Raw genomic sequence first — 17632 nt, forward strand, 5'->3', positions numbered from 1 at the left:
TTATCGTTTCGTTATAAAAGCGTCAGAATTTATAATTGTTGATGCCACCACAGCATTTGCAGCAATTAACGCTTTGTCATCTGTTGGTTCTATTTTATACTCTCCCAGACTTATCCATCCGTTAGCCTTAGCTTCGTTATTTTTAAATTTTTCTAATTCTGATTGTTGTAAATCCAACAAAACATCCAATTCAGTTGATTTAATTTCTCTACCTGTTAGCTTTCTAAATATGGTAGCAACACCTTCTTTTAAATCATTATACCCAGCTATTTTCTTCCCCATTACCCTAGCCGCTTCAATAAAAGTTGGGTCATTTAATAGTACTAAGGCCTGTAATGGCGTATTCGTTTCTTGACGTCTTGTGGTACATAAATCTCTTGTTGGTGCATCAAACGTTGCTATTGTAGGATTGGGTACCGTACGCTTCCAAATGGTGTACATACTTCGTCTGTATAAAGCCTCTCCTGTACCTTCTTCATATGTTCCGCCACTAACTCGCCATAATCCTGGAGGTTGATACGGATAAACACTCTCTCCTCCTATTTTTTGATTTAATAAGCCCGAAGCATACAAGGCATTGTCTCTTAACATTTCACCAGATAATCGTTTTGAAGGGCCTCTAGCTAAAAGTTTGTTCTCTTTGTCTATAGCCATCAACTCTTTACTTGCAATACTTGTTTGCTGGTATGTGCTTGACATTACTATCAATTTATGCAGTGCCTTAACATCCCAACCAGATTCTATAAACTTTATAGCCAACCAGTCTAATAATTTAGGATGACTAGGAAGCTCTCCCTGATTTCCGAAATCTTCAGAGGTTTTTACAAGTCCACGACCAAAAATATTTTGCCAGTATCTATTTACGGTAACTCTAGCCGTTAACGGATTATCCTCATGGGTTAACCATTTTGATAGGCCTATACGGTTTCTCTCTAAGTCATCTGGAAAAGCGAAGATTCGTTCTGGCACATCAGGAAAAACCGAATCTGTGGGCGAGTCGTATTGCCCCCTATCAAGCACATAAGCTTGTCTTGGTTTTTCCATTTCCTTCATCACCATGATTTCTTTAATAGGCTCAATACTATCTACATATTGTGACCTTGCATTCATCAATTCCTTAAGTGAGGCTTTGTAAGCGTTTGATTTTGTGGTTACAAAATACGCTTTAAGAAGTTGTTTTTCAGAAGCATTAAGTTCTTTTTCTGATTTTGACAAAAGCTGATTCAACCTCGTGGAATTTGCAAACTGCATAACTTCAAGCCCTGTCAATTCACGGTTAAACACCAAAATATCATCAACCATTCCATTTCTTAAACCTTTACCTCGCCAAATAGCTCCTATTCTTAAACCAGGTTCGGTTTTTCCTTTATATATCCCAATAGATTGATTTTTAAAGATGATATCTTTATACAGGTTATCAACCATAATTTCGGTTTCAAGCTTTTCTCCATCAAGGTATATGTTTACACCGCTGGCTTTACTTGAGCCATCATAGGTTATGGTAAGCTGAATCCATTTTTCCTTGGGTACATCAATTAAAGACTGCTTTACAATAGCATTATCTGGCCAAACATGAGCCAGAAGGGCTTCTATTTTATTATCCTTTATATTTAGGTGATACCCTCTGTAACTATGAAGTTCTGGGCCCTGCATTTTATGGAAAATAACACCGTTTTTTAAATCTTTTGGAACGAATACTTGAATCCCTATACTGAATGCCTGGTCTCTTTTGAAAATACCAATTTTATCTAAATCCAGCCACGTATCACCATCCATTGCTAAACCGTAACCTGAAATTCCCGCTTTAAAAACGGCCTTTTGGTTATCGGCAAAATGTTGTCGCATTCTAATATTTTGTTTTTCTTTTTGTGCGACATTATTTTTAAAATTCTGTTGATTGAAGTCTAAATGAGCAATTAAACCAAGAGGCTTTTGTTTGGTATTTATTGTTTTATAAGATTCATTGATTATCCAATTATTAGCTTTATCAGACTCATTCTTAATAACCTCACTAACCATTTTTTCTTTCTCGTCAACAAGAGATTCCAGATACAACATCAATTCTTCTTGCTCGTTTGTAGGAAGTAACATGGTTGGTACTGGAGTTGCTAAATCCCAAGGAATAAGCCCTGTTTCATTTACATTATTAAAGAAGCTGTACAGTTCAAAATGATCTTTTTGGGAAATAGGGTCATATTTATGATCGTGACATTTTGCACAAGCCACTGTAAGCCCTAAAAATGCCTGCCCTACCGTGGCTGTTCTATCAGACACATATTCAGAACGAAATTCTTCATCTATAATTCCTCCTTCAAGATTTTGTGGGTGTAACCGGTTGAAGGTTGTTGCCAAGCGCTGTTCTCTTGTTGCATTAGGCAACATATCACCTGCAAGTTGCCAAAGTATGAATTCGTCATAAGGCATATTTTCGTTGAAGGCCTTAATTACCCAATCACGCCACGGTGAAACATCGCGATACCAATCAACACTGTAACCATGCGTGTCAGCATACCGTGCCACGTCCATCCAATCTAAAGTACGTTGCTCTCCATACTGCAACGATGCTAACAAACGGTCTATTTGCTTTTCATAAGCTTCGGGAGATTCATCTTTTAAAAAAACATCTAATTCTTCAATAGTTGGTTGAAGTCCTGTTAAATCAAGAGATGCTCTCCGTAAAAGCAATTCTTTATCTGCCTTTTCTGAAAGCTTTAAACCAACAAGTTCTAATTCTTCTAAAACAAAATTATCAATGCCATTTGCTACCTGATTTTTATGTTTAACATCAGGTATCTCATGCTTTACTGGCTTAATGAACGCCCAATGATCTTTGTATTCTGCACCATCTTCTATCCATTTAATAAGTACGGCCTTTTCATAATCATCTAAAGTTAAATGTGAGCTTGGCACAGGCATTACCAGTTCTGGATCCTCACTTAAAATACGATGAAACACTTCACTTTTATTTAAGTTTTTGGGTTTTATAGGGTAGATTCCTGGACTTTCAGACAATTCGGCATATGCCAACTCTGCGGTATGCAATTGCAAACCTCCTTTAATATTATCTTTATCTGGCCCGTGACATAAAAAGCACTTATCAGACAAAATAGGTTTAACATGTTGATTAAAATCTACTTTTTTAGGTAGTTTTTGATACTCAACATACACCGAATCAGGAATGTCCACATTATTGCACGCACAACATACTAGAGTAACCAGTACTAGGAAACTTAATCTCATACCTTATTAACTTAATTTTTCTGCTATCCTTGCAAAATTAAGGGTACGATTAAACAAAAGCCTAAATAAATCAGCCTAAAAAATGCACATTTCCGATATTAAAAACACCTTGAACAAAACTTTTTGCTTACTTTTATGGTTAACAAAAGGTAACCTCTAGGGTATTCGTGAACGATTTTCTACTTTCTCTCAAACTAAAATTACTCCATGTAGGATTTGAAAAACTTGATAGCAATTGGAATTATCAAAACGTAATAAGTCCTTTTGTTAGACTTATTTTAGTTACAAAAGGGAGAGCTATTTTATCTCATTCAAATCAGATATTTAATTTAGAACCAGGTTTTTTATATTTGGTACCAAACCACACCCTTAACAGTTATAGCTGTGAAACACATCATGAACAATACTACGCAGGATTTTTTGAAGAGGTAAAGTTAGGGTTGTCTGTTTTTGACCTCAAGCATTTTAATTATCAAGTTAAAGCTACAGATCAAGATGTAATACTCTTTAAACGCTTATTAGAAATTCATCCGTATAAAGCCGTAAAAGACAAAACGCCGAAATCTCATATTAATCATTCGTTATTAAATAGCGAAATTATTAATACAAACATGGATGATTATATTATAGAAACTCAAGGTATTTTATCTATTCTTTTTTCAAGATTTATTAACAATAAGGATATTCTTTTGCCCAAAAATGTTGGATTTAAAGGTGATTTAACCAAAGTTCTAGCTTATATAGGTAAACATATTGATAAAAATATCACGGTTAAACACCTAGCTGAATATTGCGATTTAAGTCCCGACCATTTTACAAAGTGTTTTTTTAGCAAATTTGAAATTACACCCAGTAGATATATGCAACATAAACGCATTGAACGTGCTCAATTTTTATTATCAACTACAAAAGATAGTATTCCTCAAATAGCAGCACATGTGGGCATGCCAAATACATCGTACTTTTCAAGAAAATTTAAAGCATTAACAGGATCAAGTCCTGGTAGTTATAGAAAACAACAACTGCTTCAATATATGGCTCATGGTTAATCAATTTCAATCATTAAAACTTAGGCTATTAAACGTAGGCTATTCTAAGCTAGATAATCATTGGGATTTTGATAATGTGATTAGTCCGTTTACCCGATTATACCTCATAACCAAAGGAAACGCTCAAGTGTATCACAATAGCAGAAAGTTTAATTTAATGCCTAACCACCTATACCTCATTCCTAGCTTTACTTATAGTAGTTATAAATGTGATGTATACCACGAACAGTTTTACATTAGTTTTTTTGAGGAACTTGGTAAAAGTCTATCTATTTATAATTTTGCAGATTTTAAATATGAAGTTGAAGCTAATGCATTTGACAAAGCCTTATTTGAGCGCTTATTGCATCTCAATAAAAATAGAACGTTAATTAATAACTCCCCTGAGCATTATGATAATTATGAAACATTATCAACGTTTGAACGAAAAAATCAAGAGCTCTCAGCAAGTGCTTTTATGGAAACGCAAGGTATTTTGAAAATACTTCTATCCAAGTTTATTAACTACAAAGTGTCTTTAAAACCAAAAGTTTCTAAATCTTTTTCAAAATCGGTACTGTACTATATTTCAGAACATCTTAGCCAACCAATATCAGTAAAAGAAATGGCTCATTTTTGTGATTTAAGCATTGATCACTTTTCAAGAAAGTTTACCAAAACGTTTGGTGTCAGGCCTAGTAAATATGTTCAACAAAAGCGTATAGAAAGAGCCATTTTACTTATAACAACCACCAATTACTCTTTAAAAAAGATAGCAACGCTTATTGGCTATGAAGACTACAATTACTTTTCTAGAATCTTTAAAAAGCAACTTAGTGCAACCCCTAGTGCTTTTAAAACATCACAAAAAGCACCAAAAACTTAATCCTTAAAGTTTAAATTTTCTAACACCAACCGCAATGCTCCATAAGAATACTTTTCATCTAGTTGATGCTTTAAATCTGATAAGGTTTCAAATTCTTTTTGAGGAATTAATGCTTTCAATTCATTATAATGCTCCTCTGAAATTAAATCTGTTACTTTTGTTTCTCCTGTTTTAATAAAGCTTGCCAAATGTGTAAACACTGTATTTTCATTCAATTCACGTTCATGAGCAATCTCTTCAATAGATTTTCCAGATTGAAATAATAGTAATGATTCTTTCTTAGAGTCGCCACGTTTTCGTTTGGGTTTAGCCTGCTCAAATAGTGTTTCTTCTTCTGAGGTTTCAATGTTGTGCACTTCGCAATACGCGCGTATTACTTTCAAAATTACTGAGCCATACTTCTCTACTCGTTTTTTGCCCATACCATTAATCTGAAGCAATTCTTTTGTCGTGGTTGGTAACGTTTCGCACATTTCATAAAGCGCTTTTTGAGAAAAAATCTGGTAGTGAATTAAATCATTTTCTCGAGCAATATCATTGCGAAGTAGTCTAAGCTTTTCAAAGAGTTCAACATGACTGGTACCATCAATAACTGTTTTTCGTGATTTCTTGGGTTTATTTTTTCCTTGGAATACAGATTGGGCTCTCAATTCAAGAAATTGTTCAGTTTTAAACCCACATTCTAGTCCTTTAAAATATAATAATTTCACTTCAAGAAGTTCTTCAAAATGATCAAGATGTTTTGTGATTTCAGCTCCTATAGTCTGATTATCTGTTGTAAAGGCAAAATCCTTTAAAGGTTTCACTATTCTTGCTTCCAATTCTGAAGCGAAATAATTTAAGCCTTTAATAAAACGCTCTTGGATGATGGGACTTTTTTCGGCTAAACCAAATTCTTCTGAAAGCTGATTGAGCTGATGCTTAAAACTGTTGCTTACTTTAAGCAGATGTGTTACACAATCTTTTATACCAAGAAAGACCTGTTCAACAGGTCCTTCAACCACGGTTCTATTTTTATAATAAATATCTAAAATTCTATTGACAGGATATAAAAACTCAAAAAATTCAAATATTTCAGCCATTAAGTCTAACTGAAATTTCTTTTGAGAATCACTTAAAACAATCTCATCTGGTCTATTGTTTTCTGTCTCTTCATTGAATGCTGTTACATGGCTATCATTAACTATCTGGTTGGGATGAATTTTATGTTTTAAAACCAAACCTTCTAAAGATTTACATCTACTCAAGGCTACGTAAGTTTGCCCATGTGCAAAGGCACCTTCGGCATCAATAATTGCTTTTTCAAACGTTAACCCCTGACTTTTATGTATGGTAATTGACCAAGCCAAGCGCAACGGTATTTGTGTATACGACCCTATTTTTTCTTCTGTTATTGCTTTAGTATCAGGATCAACATTGTAGGTTATATTCTCCCAAGTTTCAGGTGTTACAATAATAGCTTTTTCATCATCTGGGCAATGCACAACAACTTCATCTGAATCTAAATGAATAACCTTGCCTATTTTTCCATTAAAATAGCGTTTGTCTGAATGACTATCATTTTTAACAAACATGACCTGCGCCCCTACTTTCAAGGTTAATTCCTGACTATTGGGATACGCATATTCAGGAAATTTACCATCAAGGGTCGCTTTATAAATAGATTTCTTCGAGGTTAATTTGTCTAACTCTGCCTTATTTACTGCATCTGCTTTATTATTATGTGTGGTTAAAGAAATATAGCCATCTTCGGGTTGCGTTTGAAAATTAGAAATGTACCGCTTATTGAGTTCTGAAGCAATAGATTCTGTCAGTTGATTATCTCTAATAGCATTTAAAATCTCTATAAATTTTGGGTTTTCTTGACGGTATATATGCTTTAGTTCAATAGTAATAGCCTGACACTGTTGAAACGCTTGACTACTAAAAAAGAATCCATTTTTGTAGACCTGTTTTAATACCTCCCATTCTTGTTCTTTTATTACAGGCGAAAGCTGTTGTAAATCACCAATCATAAGAACCTGTACTCCGCCAAACACTTTATTTCTATTCCTAAAACGACGTAACGTACGGTCAATTCCATCTAATAAATCGGCCCTTACCATACTAATCTCATCAATAACAAGCAGATCTATGGACTTAATTATATTGATTTTAGTTTTACTGAATTTTCTATTGAATCCTTTAGAAGCATTTAAATCTGTTTCTGGTAAAATAGGCCCAAAGGGCATTTGAAAAAAGGAATGAATGGTAACCCCTTTTGCATTAATGGCTGCCACACCTGTAGGCGCCACTACAACCAACCGCTTTAGGCTTTCCCGCTTTAAACGATGCAGAAACGTTGTTTTTCCAGTTCCTGCTTTACCTGTTAAAAATATGGACTGATTGGTAGAATTTACAAATTTATAGGCTAACTCTAATTCTTTATTTTGGGCCATTAAACATCAAAATTTTTAGATTTTGAAGATAGTAATTTTCCAATTTAAAGGCTTTTCTATTTTGAGTTTTGTTAACCTTTTATAGTCGATCTACAAAACTCAAAATAGAATGAACTTATATTTCAATACTAAAGTTAAAACTACTTATTTTTTAATTTTTCATTTTCTTTTAAAACACGTTCTCGCTGCTCTCCACTTAATCCATGTTTAAATAAATCTTCAAAATCCGGTTTATAGTGATGTCCTTTCATACCCTCATCATGAACGTCAAGACTTAAATCGCAATCAAAACGAAGTAATACCGAATGATTGCGTTTCCAATCTCCATGAGGAACCGTAAAATGAGATAATCCCCACGTTATACCTTTTCCCTTTTTGGTGTTTGTGAAAGCATCAGAAACATATGGGCCAGCCGCATCTGGCATTAACTCAACGGTACTGGCTATTTCAAAATTCACCCAGTCTTTAGCGTATTGAATGGTATTACTTTCATTTCCGTCTCTAATAGCAAAAGCCGCAACGCCTTCTTTAAAAGGAAATAATGTGGTTTCATGCCCTGAGCTCATTATAGGGTTTAAAGGGTGCTTTTCAAAGGGACCAAAAGGGTTATCCGCAATAGCCAAACCATGCATACGTACTAATTTTGAAGTGTCAGACTTACCAAAGTCTGATTTGTAGTATATATAAATTTTACCATCGTGTACCAATGGGTATGGATCGTGAATTGAAAATTGATCCCATGACCCTGGCACACCATTTGGTATAACTTCCTTGTTATAAGGCTTCCAAGGTCCATCGGGTGAATCGGCATAAGAAACCGCTACTGGGCAGTTATCCCCGCCACTTTTACCTGGCGCTTCAGAGAAAGCTTGATAGTACAGGTAATATTTTCCTTCCCATTCTAAAATATCAGTCGTAGTTACAGAACGCCATCCCACATTTGGTTTTGGTGGTCTTGGTACGGCAACACCTTGCTCTTCCCATGTAAAACCATCATCTGAAGTAGCATAATAAATATCAGATAAATCCCAGTCTGCTGAGGGAATAGTATCGTTACTCAAATGGGCATTTGAAACCCCTACTGGAGCTGAAGCGGTGTTTCTGTGGGTATACCACACATAGTATTTTCCGTTGGTAAAAAGGATTTTTGAAGGGTCGCGTCGTGTAATGGTTCCATCTCCATTGTTATAATCAAAACCTTTTAATTTGGTGTATTTGAATTGCGTAAATAACTCATTAGTTTCAGGTTTTGCCCCCATATAAGCATCATAATTTCTATTTAATGCAGCACTCAAAGGGATATTGGGTTTTTCATCTGGTAACATATAAGGAAACGGTGCATGGTCTGTATTGGTTTCCTGCTCTTTATCTTTTTGAGCACATGCTGTACTAAAAATGCCTAGAGCTACACATAAAATTCTGGTTATTTTTATCATTATATCTTATTTAGTTTTTTAGGTTAATGATTATAGTATTAATATCTAATATTTGATCCTTTTGCTCTTTTATACACATATGGCTTACTAGTTTATAATTTGAACTTCTTTTAGGAACTTGAAGAAGTTCAAAATCAAACTCCATATTAGCATAGCCTGCATGGGCTGTAAATTTCTTTTGAGCCACCATTTTACCTTCCTCGTTCAACAACTTTAAAGTCACTGTTCTATCAACATTGGCTTTATAGGTGAGTGGTATTTTTAGCTTGTTAGTGCTTTTAACTTGTAAAACACTCTGTTCAAAATACACGCCTTCATCATAGATTTTAATCAACGCTTCAGGTTTCAATGTTGTGCTTTCATGAACATCAACTAATTCATAACCTCTTACCCAATCATAATAAACGGTGTTCTTAGTATCATCAGCCAACTCCTCATCTGTTGGTAATGAAATCCAAGGAAAAGGGTAGGTTTCACAAACCAAACGCATATACATTGGTGTATTCATAGGTTTACTACTTATAGAATCAAAAAACTTTTGATGTTTAGGAGCGCGATTATCGTAATAATAACTGGCATGTAAAGCATCACGCCACCATCCGCCATACACATGAAAATCTTTTGAAGCTACCTCTTCGTTCTCAAATCGTACTTGCGAAGCTCTGTAGTCATGCCTTTCCCCTTCACAGTCATTATACCAATAATGTGCATTTGAATGCATCCCACTGGCAAAATAGCTTCCCTTAAAGTCTCCTTGTTTACCAATACATTCCTGAATATCCCATTCTTGACTATACTGGTCACAGCCCTTTGGTCCCGTGACATTATTTCCTGAAAACCAAAATGTAGTACTCATGGATGTTGCAGCTGCTTTAACTCTGCATTCATAATAACCTAAAAACGCCGCCTTTTTTGAAACTACCGCACCTCCTTTAATATTAAAAACAATGTCTTTCCCATAGGCATGCACAATAGTATCTTGTTTCATTTTTTCGCCTTTTATTTGAAGAAATCCATCTTTAACAGAAACCTGAGACGGCATGAAAAGTCCTGGTGGTCTGCCAATCCATGTAGGGTGATAATTCAACCATTTAGTAGTGTCTAGTTCTGTGCCATTAAATTCATCGGAAAAATCAGGATTTAAAACCCAGCGTTTCCCTAATGGTGGTTTAGGTGGCCCTACGCTTGCTACTTGTGCTTCTACCCCATAAACCATAAAAAGTATACAGATAAAACCACATCTAATCATATTTTGCATATTACTCATTTTACAGAAGTGTGTTATTTACAAAATTTCTACAGATATAATGTCTTTGTTCTTTGTCTTTGCCTCAAGGTCATAAAGTGACTGCATAGCTTCTCCTTCACCTACTTCAACAGTATAAATTCCTGAATACATCACTTTGGGTTTGTAAGTATTGCCTTTAATTCGAATGGAATGAATCACGTCTTTAGTATACCTATCTCTGACGGTGACCACCTGATTAGATTTTGACAGCTTTAACGTAGGAAGTTCATACCCGTTTTTTATAAGAAAGTTATCCTCTTGATTGCATGTTACTGGCCATCCTGTATACGGCCTACTGTTAGGGGCAAACATATCTACATTACGCTCCCAGCATTCAAAAGTGATTTGTCGGTTAGGTTTGTTAAATTTTATAATACCATAACCTGCTGCGCGTCCTTTTAATAAATCTTCTCTGGGTTTATTGTCTTTATGCGTAGGATTAGCCACGGCATGTACGGTAATTTTATTATGAAAAGCGTCTTTGAACTCTCCCGTATAATCTGGAGCCCCTTTCATTCTATTTTTGCCAGGCGCATCTGGATTCCACCAACGCATCCAAAAATTTGATGTTGCAGGCACTGCAAAAGAAAATCCTGCATTATTCCAATCTTCAACACCATGATGCACTACAGAGCCTAGATGCTGATCGCCTGCTATCATACAAGAAAAGCTTTTTCTAATAACCTTTAAAGCTTTATTTCTTCCCGATTGCGGCCAACCGTTAGCATCTGTACTATAACGCTGTTTTTTATCAATGGTTGGTGTATGTGTTGCTAAGTTTGTAAAAATGGTTTGAGATAACACCGCTTTCATATCGGCATCTTTCCAATTGGTTGTCCAGTCTTCGAGAAAATCTAATTGTCTTTCACCCAATAAGGTAGCGCCGTCAACATCCATTTCACGTGTGTCTTTATAATGTTTCTTTTCCAGAACGCGCTTAGGGCCAGATTTAAATTTTCTATCTTCAATAATGGCAAAACTAATGCCTCCCCAGGTAAGATTCGTGTAATACACCCCAATACCCTGTTCTATTGGCGTGGGATCATATGGATCGGGTAAATGACTTGTTTGGGTGCGCTCTACCTCTTTTATATAATTTACAGGCATATAATATCCGCCTTGATCGCCATCTCTACTGCTTATTTTTTTTCCGCCATTACCCCATAAATTACCTTGGCCAACATCATGATCATCAGGAATGGTAATTGTTGGCGTGTTACTAATTAATTCTCCAAAAGATTCTCCAAATTTTATCCAGTTTTTATAGTGCTCACTATGGTTATATACTTGATCTCCAGCAAAAAATAAAACATCGGGTTTAAGCTTCTTAAGATTGTCTATAATATCTTTAGCTGGCTCTTGCCCCCCATGTCTTTTGTAAATAGATAGGCAAGAAAATGCCGCCATAACAATTTCATCTTTGGCATTTGGATTTTTTTGAATGGTGCCTTCATAAAATGCTTTGTTGTTATGTACAATGCGATAATTTTTCTGTTTGGTGTCATCCCAATGTTCTATTCTAAAATGAGACGTATAACCTGGATATTCTATATCTGATTCCTGAAGGGTTTCCCATATGTCACCATTTTTTATTTGAAGCAAAGATGAAAATGGTTCATAATCCTTAATAGGATAAAACTGAGCTGTTAACTTCAATATATTATCATGAACCGTATATAAGGCAAAACAGATTCTATCCTCTGGAGCCTGATTTTCCGGCAATGCCAAAATATTTTTGGATTGCGCAAAAGCCATATTCAGCTCTAAAATAACAACTAGGAATAAAAGTATTTTCTTCATTTCATTATGGTTAGTTTACTAAACGAAAACCGTTTTCAGTCTTTTCAATAATAGGCTTAACATAGGCGTTATCCTTTATAATTGAGGTTTCATTTCCACCTCTATCACTTACCCCTTCTTTGCTGGAGCTATGATACATGGCATTTTGGGAAATGACACTTCCCTTAAGATTCTTAATAATTATACCGTAAAACGGATATGGAAATTCAAATTTATGTTCTTTACGATTATACCAACCCCAAATAGAGTTTCCGGTAACCGATACGCCTTTAAGATTTTCCAGCCATATTTGTGAACAAGCATCTTCTTTAGCATCAACCCCGTTACTACGCAATAAATTACCTGAAATGGTATGAGCCGTTCCATTGGTAATTTTAATACCTGGTCCAAAATTATGGTCAATAGCACAACCTGTAATTTGCATTGAATTTGAATGATTTAGAGAAATTCCTCCCTCTTTGTTCCATTCTATTCGGTTAGCCGTAACCATAACCGAAGCACCACCAAAGAATCTTAAATCTTTTATTTCCGCATCAGTCTTATCTGGATGTGGTTCTCCACGAGCAAACAAACCATATCCTTTATTGGCTGTTAGTTGATTATCAATAATCCAGCCATCATAGCCTCCGGTAATATCAACACCATGTTCTTGGTTAAACATTAATAGATTTCGGCGTACAGAAAACACCCATGAACGCTCTAATCGAATACCTGAACCGCTAAATTGTTGAATTCTACAATCTTCAATATTATTATGTTGTTCACACCCTGAATGTCGGGCATAAACGCCATGCATGCGCTTTCCTAATTGCTTACCATCAAGCGTTAAACCTATTATACGAATACCGCGATTATTTCCTAAATCTAATAAGGCACGGGCATTACCTGATTTTGCAATTAAAATAGTTTTACCTATATAATCCTTATCTTGCTTATCCTTATTAGCATAAGCCCAAGCTGAATAGCCCAAAAGTGTAATGTGGCTTGGAACTTTTACCGGATTAATAAGATATTTACCATGTGGAAAATAAACAGTTCCTTCAGATTTGGTAGCTGCTTCCATAGCTTTTTCAAAGGCTATTGTATCATCAGTTTTACCATCACCTTTAGCTCCAAATGACTTAATATTTAAAAATGTAGCAATATCAGCTTCTTGAGCAAAACCACTTATACTTAAAAATACAAGAAATAAACATGTACAAAACTTGTTCATAATTGATTTATTTTAATGATAATTTATAATCATGTACTCCAGGTGCAAAATTACTTCTGTAAACCGCAATACCTTCTGCTTTATCTCCCCAACCAACTTCTACACGGTTATCTCCCAAAACAATTTTAATTAGTTTGTCTTTCATTTTCATTGCCACAGCTTCATGTGCCTTATCAAAAGCTAAGTTATTAACTTCTTTAGGGTCTGATGGCATATGATACAATGCTGGATCTAACGCTTCATAGGTTGCATTTAATGCCCATTCTAAATCCACGCCTCGCTTTTTATGCGGACGTGTTTGCATAGAAAACACATAATCCTTTGTTCTAATGAATGCTCTGGGACCAGTAACAGCATGACTTTCGCCTATCACATAGTCTCGTTTTGGTGCTTTTCCTGAAGCCACCAAAGCCATATCTAAACCGTCTAAATATTGATATTTTTCATCAGATAACTGAGCGCCTACAGCCGATAATATAGTGGGTGCAACATCAACAAACTCTGTAAAATCCGTAATAACTTTACCCTCTGGAAACTTATTTTTATCAGAAGATACCACAACTATGGGGTTATGAGCATCAACATCCCAAGGTGTAAATTTAGAAACCGAGCCATGATCATTTAGTTTCCAACCATGGTCACCATTCACATAAACAATTAAATAAGGTTTGTTTCGTGCTTCGTTGTATGTGATAAACGCATCAACGGCCTGACCTACCAAATTATCTCCATAGGCACAAAACGCAAAATAGTCCTGAATCATTTTTTGTTTTTCTTGGTCTGTAAAATGGTCTGATGCTCCAAAACTACGCTGCTTTTTCAGTTGTGCAGGCATTTTATTTAACTCTACTTCATTAAACTCTGGTACCTGATAAGTATACTTCTTAAAACGTTCTCTGTAGCTTGCCGGGGGCAATACTGGTGTATGAGGAAAATCATATCCTATATAAAAAAACTGTGGTTTGTTTTCTTCTATACCTGCAATAGTTTGTGAACCAACAGTAAAAGTTTTACCCTTATTTTTCAAATAGTCTATAAAAACCGAAGTATAATAGCCATCTCTAGTGTTACCCGCTTTTCTTGAGCTTACTCCTGATAAAATCATGCCTTTATCAATATACTTGCCTTTTTTCTTGTTATAATGTCTCAGAATATCATATTCCTTAAGCGTATTTTCTGCCATTCCTGTATATTCTGGTCTTAGTTTCTCCAATTCTAATGAGGTGTATTTAAACTCCCCTTCATCAGTTACAAAATATTCAAGGTTTTTAATGACTTTATCAAACTTTTTACCATCTAATTCATAAAACCAATCTTTACCCCAAGCAGTAAAACCATCTCTACCTAATTTTTTAAAGTCAATATTATTCTGATAAATGTTATGCTTTATGGCTTTTCCTTTTTCATTAAGAGTTTTAATGCGTACACCTAGCTTACCTACGCGTAAAGTTTGATAACCTAACGCTTCCAATTGTTCAGGCAATGTTGGTTGTAAGTGTTCTGCCTTATTATTATAGTATTCAAATTCATAAATTCCGCTTCTAAAAGGATAACGCCCCATATGCATTGAAGACCTTGAAGGCGCGCAACCCTGTGCCTGACAATACGTATTTATAAATGTGGTTCCCATTTCTGATAGGCGGTCAATATTAGGGGACTCCACATAACCCAATTCACTCATTTCATTACCAGTTAGCATTTTATTAAATGCTCTCACAGCATCATACCTGTGGTCATCTGTAACAATCCAAAGTATGTTGGGTTGATTTTGTGCAAAAGCGGCCTTAAAAAACATACACGTTAACAATGCCACACAAATAATTATTCTATTCATTTTAGAAGTTATTAATTCTATTTATGGAGTATAATTTTTCTGCTATGTGAAATAGTGTCAATATTCAAATTAAGAACATAAATACCGTTTGATAAGCCTAAAGGCAATTTAAGTCTATACTGATTTTCATGCTTAACAATCTTTTTAGACATCACAATTTGACCTTTCAGGTTTGCTAATTTCAATTCTAGAGGGGCATTTGATTTTAGAGCAGGGTTTGTTATAACAAGTTCAGAAACCTCTGAATTAGGATAAACTCGCCAGGATAAATCTAATTTTGAAATATTGTTTTTGTTACTTAAAAGGTCATCATTGGACTTCCCGTTATAAGCACCAATATTTGGTGTTCCTGAAGCCAAATCGATAGGGTTTCCATAAAAATCAACATTAGGATATGCAGGTACATTTTCAAATACTCCAGTTCCCGCACCTAGCAAAACTGGACCTTGAATTGAAATACCGTTATTTACGGCCAAACTATTTTCATGAACTTGAAAAGCAAATTTATGTTCACCAACACTTGTAAAGAGAGCACTCCCTATTTGTGGATTAGTATCTGTATTTATCCAGTCTGGGTTCACAGTACCTTCAAACAAGTTATTAGTTACGGTTAAAGGTGTTCCGTTGGCATTGATTGCAAAGTTATTTGCACCCATTCCTGAGCCATTTGTTGAAGAAAAAATATTGTTATAAACAAACATGTTTTTTCCATCAAGGCTGATACTAGTGGTAAACGAATCTCCGTTAGGTTTCGTTCCTTTATTAATTACCACTGTATTGTTATTTATATAAACACCATCATTTAAATTCAGGCTATTGGGCGGATCTACCCATCGGTCAGAGTAAACATAAATTGTACAGTTACTATTAGCCCAGTTTGATACTCTAAACCCACTATTTACACTAACATTAAACCTGTAAACTGCGTTTTTATTTCCTGCCAAAATTTCAACAAAACCGCCTTCACAATCATCCATATAGTTATATTGAACAAAAGTATTTTCATTTTCTTTATCAATATGAATTCCATAAGAATCTAAATATCCTCTGGTACTTAGGCACATATTATACTGAACTACTGTATTGATGGACCAAATATTCCATACCGAACTTCCACGCCCGGGCATTCTTGAATCTGTCGTTGCTCCCGGATGATCAATGATGTTATTCTCTATTAAACAATTGTAGGTACGATTTGGAAGCACTGCTGAACCACCATTATAATAAAACTCGTTATTTCTAACAATAATATCCTTATTTCGATTGATTTCGTCATTACCAACACCTTCATTCCCTCCACTATGTTTAAACTGAATTCCCAAACGCTGTAAATTTGTAAAATATGAATCCTCAATAAGTATGTTTTGAATATTTTTTTCCTTTCCTATTTCTGTATTTTTAGAACATGTAAAACGAATTCCAGAAACCTGAATGGCATCAAAATCCTCCGGATTTAACATGGGCTGGACAGCGAATACATTCTTGACGATAATATTTCTAAAAATGAAGTTTTTCATGATCTGATCACTACTGTTATCAATGGATATTCCAAAACCATCGGTATCAGCAACCCCAGATCGAGCCACCTCTCTATCATTCCTAACCTCTATATCTTCAATAGTAATATTATCATTATTTTCAATTAAAATAGCTTCTTTATAATCGCTTCCACCAGCAGCTCCTACTTCGCCTGATATTATCGGTTTATTACCACTACCATATGACGTTATGGTAATTGGGTTGTTCATTTCTCCAGAACCATTTATAACAAAATGCCCATCAAACCGATCTCCCCTATTAAAGAACACCTTATCTCCAGGAAATAGTGGTGTGTCACTAATTTTATACAAACTCGCCCAAGGTGCATCAATATTCCCTGAACCACTATCATCTCCAGCACTACTCAAATAATATTTGGTTTGCCTTAAAATTTCAAAAACCTTAATATTATCTAAATCTATGGTTCCTGACCAATAATGATAAAATGCTATTTTGACACTTGATACGCCATTGGGAACATAAAATGATACTGACATTTTCTTCCAAGAAGTTTCCTCCTGAGCTGTTGAAGGTTTATAATCTGAAGATACCTGAATTAACTCATCTGAAATCGAAAAAACTCGTAACTGTCTTTTAAAAGGCCCCTTAGATTCCATCTCAAAAGTATAGGTTTTTCCTGCCACAACATCTATTGTTTTTGCAATTTGCATTTTTGCACCGCCATTAGTTGAGGCTAGCATTCTGGCAAATTTATTACCGCTATTTTCGGTTACAGTTGCTGTTATATTTCCACTGTAATTAACATCTTTAGAGAGTTGATATCCTTCAGTGGTTAAATCTAAGCCATTGGCTTTAGTCTCAAAATCTTCTTCAAATGCTGTTTGCGCTTGAGTAACACTAGATATTGAAATAAAGACTATAATTAAGCTGAATATTTTAATGTTCATTATATCTATTTAGCTCTTAATT

10 protein-coding genes are annotated in these 17632 nt (G+C 35.1%); 2 read left to right on the forward strand and 8 right to left on the reverse strand.

Going from position 1 to position 17632, the window contains the following annotated elements; all coding sequences use genetic code 11:
* Positions 1–3240, reverse strand: a complete 3240-nt coding sequence (locus FGF67_RS12325) for a DUF1553 domain-containing protein (RefSeq protein ID WP_139698056.1) — start codon at positions 3238–3240, stop codon at positions 1–3.
* A gap of 167 nt (positions 3241–3407) precedes the next feature.
* On the opposite strand from FGF67_RS12325, the gene FGF67_RS12330 reads away from it, so the two are divergent.
* Both FGF67_RS12330 and FGF67_RS12335 read left to right on the forward strand, forming a co-directional pair.
* Positions 3408–4289, forward strand: coding sequence for a helix-turn-helix transcriptional regulator (locus FGF67_RS12330; protein ID WP_139698057.1), 882 nt, complete (start codon positions 3408–3410; stop codon positions 4287–4289).
* The gene (locus FGF67_RS12335) at positions 4282–5154 is read left to right on the forward strand and encodes an AraC family transcriptional regulator (protein ID WP_139698058.1); all 873 of its coding nucleotides are present in this window, start codon (positions 4282–4284) and stop codon (positions 5152–5154) included. Before FGF67_RS12330 ends, FGF67_RS12335 begins: the two co-directional genes overlap by 8 nt.
* Here FGF67_RS12335 and FGF67_RS12340 read toward each other — a convergent pair.
* The 7 genes from FGF67_RS12340 to FGF67_RS12370 form a co-directional block, all read right to left on the reverse strand.
* The gene (locus FGF67_RS12340; protein ID WP_139698059.1) at positions 5151–7592 is read right to left on the reverse strand and encodes a helix-turn-helix domain-containing protein; all 2442 of its coding nucleotides are present in this window, start codon (positions 7590–7592) and stop codon (positions 5151–5153) included. The two genes, FGF67_RS12335 and FGF67_RS12340, sit on opposite strands and share 4 nt — an antisense overlap.
* A 140-nt stretch (positions 7593–7732) precedes the next feature.
* Positions 7733–9028 carry a glycoside hydrolase family 117 protein gene (locus FGF67_RS12345; RefSeq protein WP_139698060.1) on the reverse strand — a complete coding sequence of 432 codons (1296 nt, stop codon included), beginning with the start codon at positions 9026–9028 and terminating at the stop codon, positions 7733–7735.
* A 10-nt stretch (positions 9029–9038) separates the two neighbouring features.
* Complete coding sequence (locus tag FGF67_RS12350) at positions 9039–10295, reverse strand: LamG domain-containing protein (protein WP_199240683.1); 1257 nt, start codon at positions 10293–10295, stop codon at positions 9039–9041.
* An 18-nt stretch (positions 10296–10313) separates the two neighbouring features.
* Positions 10314–12116: an alkaline phosphatase D family protein gene (locus tag FGF67_RS12355; RefSeq protein WP_139698061.1), complete on the reverse strand. Its 1803-nt coding sequence runs from the start codon at positions 12114–12116 to the stop codon at positions 10314–10316.
* Positions 12117–12126: 10 nt separating this feature from the next.
* A complete protein-coding gene (locus tag FGF67_RS12360; protein WP_139698062.1) occupies positions 12127–13329 on the reverse strand; it encodes a right-handed parallel beta-helix repeat-containing protein in 1203 nt (400 codons plus the stop codon).
* Between the two features lie 7 nt (positions 13330–13336).
* Positions 13337–15163 carry a sulfatase-like hydrolase/transferase gene (locus FGF67_RS12365; protein WP_139698063.1) on the reverse strand — a complete coding sequence of 609 codons (1827 nt, stop codon included), beginning with the start codon at positions 15161–15163 and terminating at the stop codon, positions 13337–13339.
* 17 nt (positions 15164–15180) lie between these two features.
* Entirely contained in the window at positions 15181–17610 is a 2430-nt protein-coding gene (locus FGF67_RS12370; protein WP_139698064.1) for a T9SS type A sorting domain-containing protein, read from the reverse strand.
* Positions 17611–17632: the final 22 nt, after the last annotated feature.

The organism is Allotamlana fucoidanivorans, assembly GCF_006265225.1.
Taxonomy (GTDB): Bacteria; Bacteroidota; Bacteroidia; order Flavobacteriales; family Flavobacteriaceae; genus Allotamlana; species Allotamlana fucoidanivorans.

Excerpts from the sequence above, each read along its gene's own strand:
- FGF67_RS12325 (WP_139698056.1), bottom strand. The coding sequence starts at position 3,240 with ATGAGATTAAGTTTCCTAGTACTGGTTACTCTAGTATGTTGTGCGTGC.
- FGF67_RS12335 (WP_139698058.1), top strand. The coding sequence starts at position 4,282 with ATGGTTAATCAATTTCAATCATTAAAACTTAGGCTATTAAACGTAGGC.
- FGF67_RS12340 (WP_139698059.1), bottom strand. The coding sequence starts at position 7,592 with ATGGCCCAAAATAAAGAATTAGAGTTAGCCTATAAATTTGTAAATTCT.
- FGF67_RS12345 (WP_139698060.1), bottom strand. The coding sequence starts at position 9,028 with ATGATAAAAATAACCAGAATTTTATGTGTAGCTCTAGGCATTTTTAGT.
- FGF67_RS12350 (WP_199240683.1), bottom strand. The coding sequence starts at position 10,295 with ATGAGTAATATGCAAAATATGATTAGATGTGGTTTTATCTGTATACTT.
- FGF67_RS12355 (WP_139698061.1), bottom strand. The coding sequence starts at position 12,116 with ATGAAGAAAATACTTTTATTCCTAGTTGTTATTTTAGAGCTGAATATG.
- FGF67_RS12360 (WP_139698062.1), bottom strand. The coding sequence starts at position 13,329 with ATGAACAAGTTTTGTACATGTTTATTTCTTGTATTTTTAAGTATAAGT.
- FGF67_RS12365 (WP_139698063.1), bottom strand. The coding sequence starts at position 15,163 with ATGAATAGAATAATTATTTGTGTGGCATTGTTAACGTGTATGTTTTTT.
- FGF67_RS12370 (WP_139698064.1), bottom strand. The coding sequence starts at position 17,610 with ATGAACATTAAAATATTCAGCTTAATTATAGTCTTTATTTCAATATCT.